Annotated in this window: 2 protein-coding genes; one reads left to right on the forward strand and one right to left on the reverse strand. The window is 44.3% G+C overall.

The window, feature by feature from the left end:
• The first annotated feature begins 186 nt into the window (after positions 1–186).
• A complete protein-coding gene (gene fdhD, locus F6K20_RS27575) occupies positions 187–1,035 on the forward strand; it encodes a formate dehydrogenase accessory sulfurtransferase FdhD (protein WP_287266852.1) in 849 nt (282 codons plus the stop codon).
• Between the two features lie 211 nt (positions 1,036–1,246).
• Here the strand turns inward: fdhD and F6K20_RS27580 are convergent, their stop codons facing one another.
• Complete coding sequence (locus F6K20_RS27580) at positions 1,247–3,610, reverse strand: DUF4347 domain-containing protein (protein WP_287296800.1); 2,364 nt, start codon at positions 3,608–3,610, stop codon at positions 1,247–1,249.
• Positions 3,611–4,019 lie beyond the last annotated feature (409 nt).

Consider the following 4,019-nt stretch of genomic DNA (forward strand, 5'->3'; position numbering starts at 1 on the left):
ACTACCTAAATCTATAGTATTTATCAAATAGGTGAGGTAAATTTTTAATGTTAAGGAATAGGGAATAGTAATCCAGTTCTACTCCCTACTCCCTACTCCCAGATCCGCTGTTCCCTGTTCCCAGATCCGCTGTTCCCTGCTTTTACAGATAAATTTTAAACTTGGTGCAAGCTCTGAGTATAAAGTATGAATCAGCACCGTAGCAAAACTAAATCCCAAGTCTGGGTATTGGAAAACAGCCAAGTGCGATCGCGTTTAGATCAACTGGCAACAGAGGAACCCTTGGAAATTCGCCTGACCTCTCCCCAGAAAACCGTAGCTGTGACTATGCGCACCCCAGGGGCAGATTTTGAACTAGCAGCCGGGTTCCTCTACAGTGAAGGAGTTGTAAGGCATCGGGATGATATTCAACGGATTAGCTACTGTGTGGATGCTAATCGAGATGGTCAACAGCGCTATAACATTGTGAATGTGGCCCTGAGGGAGGAACTGACTCCAGATTTGCAGCCCCTGGAACGTCACTTTTTTACCACTAGCGCCTGTGGAATTTGTGGAAAAGCCAGTCTTGAGGCACTACGGTTGCGAGGGTGTCCAGTGATGTCTGATAGCCTGGAAGTCAGTACTGAGGTGATTTACAGCCTCTCGGAACAGCTGCGTTCCGCCCAATCAGTGTTTTCCACAACTGGGGGAATCCATGCTGCTGGGTTGTTTAATACCCAAGGAGAGTTACTCTCGTTACAAGAAGATGTGGGACGTCACAATGCTGTGGATAAATTGGTGGGTTCAGCCTTATTAACTAATCAACTGCCCTTAAGCGATCGCATTGTGATGGTCAGTGGGCGCTCTAGTTTTGAGATTTTACAGAAATGTCTGATGGCTAGGGTACCAATTGTTTGCGCTGTATCCGCTCCCAGCAGTCTGGCGGTAACCCTAGCCAGAGAGTTTGGGATTACTCTAGTGGGATTTCTGCGGGGAAAACGGTTTAATGTTTATTCTGGGAAAGAGCGTATCTCTAGTTTGTGTGATCATGGTTGAGATGTCAGCATTCAGCGGTCAGCTGTCAGCGGTCAGCATTCCGTAACTCAGATTAAACTTTTGCTTACCTATTGTCTTGATGCAGTCGCTTATTCAAAAGCTGTTTGCTGTAGCTTATCCTATACCCATAAGCAGATCAAGTACTGTGGCACAGGCTTCTAGCCTGTGCCACGCATGAGCTGATAGCTGATAGCTGATAGCTTACGCTAGATTAAAAAATAACATCGTTAACCGTAATCATATTGGCGCTCACACCATTCAATGTAGCTAACGGTTGATTATTTTCAGTTGTGATCCAGGTATTACCATTTTGTTCAAAGATAGAAAGTGACCCAAAGGTTAGATCTCCATCTAATTTCAACAAATCTTGACCATCTTCAAAGTCCTCAATAGTGTTCTTGCCTGCAGTGGACAAGACAAAGATATCTTTTCCAGTGCCACCAGTCAGGATGTTATCTCCTTGACCACCATTGAGGAGGTCGTTACCGCTACCGCCAAAGAGTTTATCTTGACCTTGGCCGCCTAAGAGGGTGTCATTGCCAGCCTCTCCAAATAACTTATCATCACCGCCGCCACCGTCAATAAAATCATCACCTGCTAGACCTTTGGCAATATCTTGACCGGTCAACAGATTGATGGTGTCGTTGTTTGGGGTGAGGGTTAGATTATCGTCGTTGGGGGTTGCTTGTATAGCCTCAAAGGCACCGATGTCGAATCCATTACCTTGAGGACGAGTTACACCACGTTGATCGATCAGTACACCAGCATTAGGATTAGCAGCATCAATGGCTGGGCTGCCATCAAGCAGGGCGTGAGTGAAAGTTGGACCACCGTTATCTTGCAAAGTGGTGTCGATAACTGAGTCAACGGATACACTTAACTCCTCGCTGGCATTGAAACCAGTGCTACCTTGCAGATTGCCAATTAGGTTATTACCTTCACTAGTGAAATTCCCACTCACATCAGCGTTATTCCTAAAAAATCGAACAGTATTATTTCCAGCAATAATACTGTTACTAACTACAAAGGTACCTATTGGCACTGAAACTCCGCCATTAATACCAAAATTATCACCTCCTATATTTCCTGTATTGTTAATGATGGTGCTAAAACTAACATTTGCTGTTGGATTAGATCCAAGCATTATGATACCGCCGCCTCCATCAGCAGATTCATTGCCACTAATGGTGCTATTAATTACCTTTAAGCTACCCCCATTGTAAATACCACCACCCCGAGAAGCCTTATTATTGTTAATAGTGCTGCTATCTATCTCAAGACTTCCACTTGAAAAATTGCGGATACCACCGCCACCTGAGAAGACACCACCAGTAGACCCAAAGCTAGGGTCTTCGTTGCCGCTAACAGTGCTCCCAAATAGTTTCAAGATCCCATTGTTAGCAATGCCAGCACCAGTCCTACCTTTATTATTGCTGATAGTACTGCTATTTAATGTGAGATTTTCTGTGTTAAAGATGCCAGCACCCGTTTCACCAAAGCGACTAATTCGTCCACCAGTAATGGTCAAGTCTTCAATCTCAACATTAATGAGGTTACTACTATTTCCATCGTCAATCCGAAAAACACGGGAGGCATTATTACCACTGACGGTCAACTTGTCTGCTCCCAGACCCTCGATGGTTAGGTCTTTGTCAATCGTTAGTTGACCTTGGGTAAGAATGATGGTTCCACCTGTAAGACTAGAAGCAAAGTTAACAGTCCCTCCAGCACTGATAGAAGCAATTGCCTCTCGCAAGGAAACATCCCCAGGACTCAGGTTGCCATCGTTTTCATCTACCAAAGTGTCTACAGTTAGACTGGCAAAAACTCCTTGATATACCTGCATCAATTCCGGCAAAAATGCTGAATCTACAGCAATCTCAGCCGTACAACATTCTAGATTCCAATCACCACCTAAGGCAGCATTACCCGTGCGGTTCGCAGAAGCAGCAATCTCAGTACCAGTTATTTGGTGGAGTCGTTCCAAAAATTCTGTACCAGCATCGACCGTAGCAACATTGCAGCCGTAGAGGAGAATAGGAGTGGGTGAATCAGTCGTTGACCAAGTTTTTAATTGAGGGGCGTAATAGTTTAAAGTATCTAGACTAAGTTGGCTATTCCCTAAATACAAACATCCCGGTGAACCGTGAGAAACGATGTGGATAGCAGTAATATCAGTGCGTCCTTGCAGAGCCTTGGTAATTTCTTCAACGCCATCCTGTGTAGAGTCCAGGACAATCACCTCAGCTTCGGGTACCGTACCATTAACTAAACTCTGATAATCATCAACCCCTGAGTCAATAAAGACAATAGTGCTAGAGGTTTTGGAGTGACTTCCCAGAACTTTGTGTACCTCAGTCTCCCCAAAGTTCAACGACTTATCGAGATCGTTAAAACTTGCATATTTGATATCAAACATGCTAAAATGCCCCTTTATAATGTGTTGGTTTGTAACAGTAGCCACTGGTGAAATGGCTACTAGTCTCAGCAGTCCTCTAAAATCCCATTGATTACTGTTAGCATCCTGCACATTAGTATTAGTAGGTGGCTGCCATCCACCTACTAATTGTGACAAGTTGCTAACAGCCTCAAGCATTCGATAATAAGGGTTTGACTGATTATAATCTCAACCCAAATTACCAATCAGATATTTAGGATAATATTTGCGACCTCAGATATCCTAACTACAAATCCGGCCAATGTAGGTGAAGCTTTGATGAAGTATCACTGAAGTTTTATTAAATTTCAGTTAAGCAGGGCTTTCACATTTATAGGGCTTACGCATTTGCCCCCTAAATCCCCCAATTATGGGGTACTTTGACATCATTACCCCTCCCGGTGCGCTTTCCGCATCTAATTATTAAATTCGCCACGGGTCGCACCGAAAAATTGGGGGGCTAGGGCGTGTCTTCAAACTCCGAGTACCCCCGTTTCCCTTAAAAAAGGGGGACTTTGAGTATGGCTCCCCCCTTAATAAGGGGGGC

This window comes from Moorena sp. SIO2C4, assembly GCF_010672485.1.
Taxonomy (GTDB): Bacteria; Cyanobacteriota; Cyanobacteriia; order Cyanobacteriales; family Coleofasciculaceae; genus Moorena; species Moorena producens.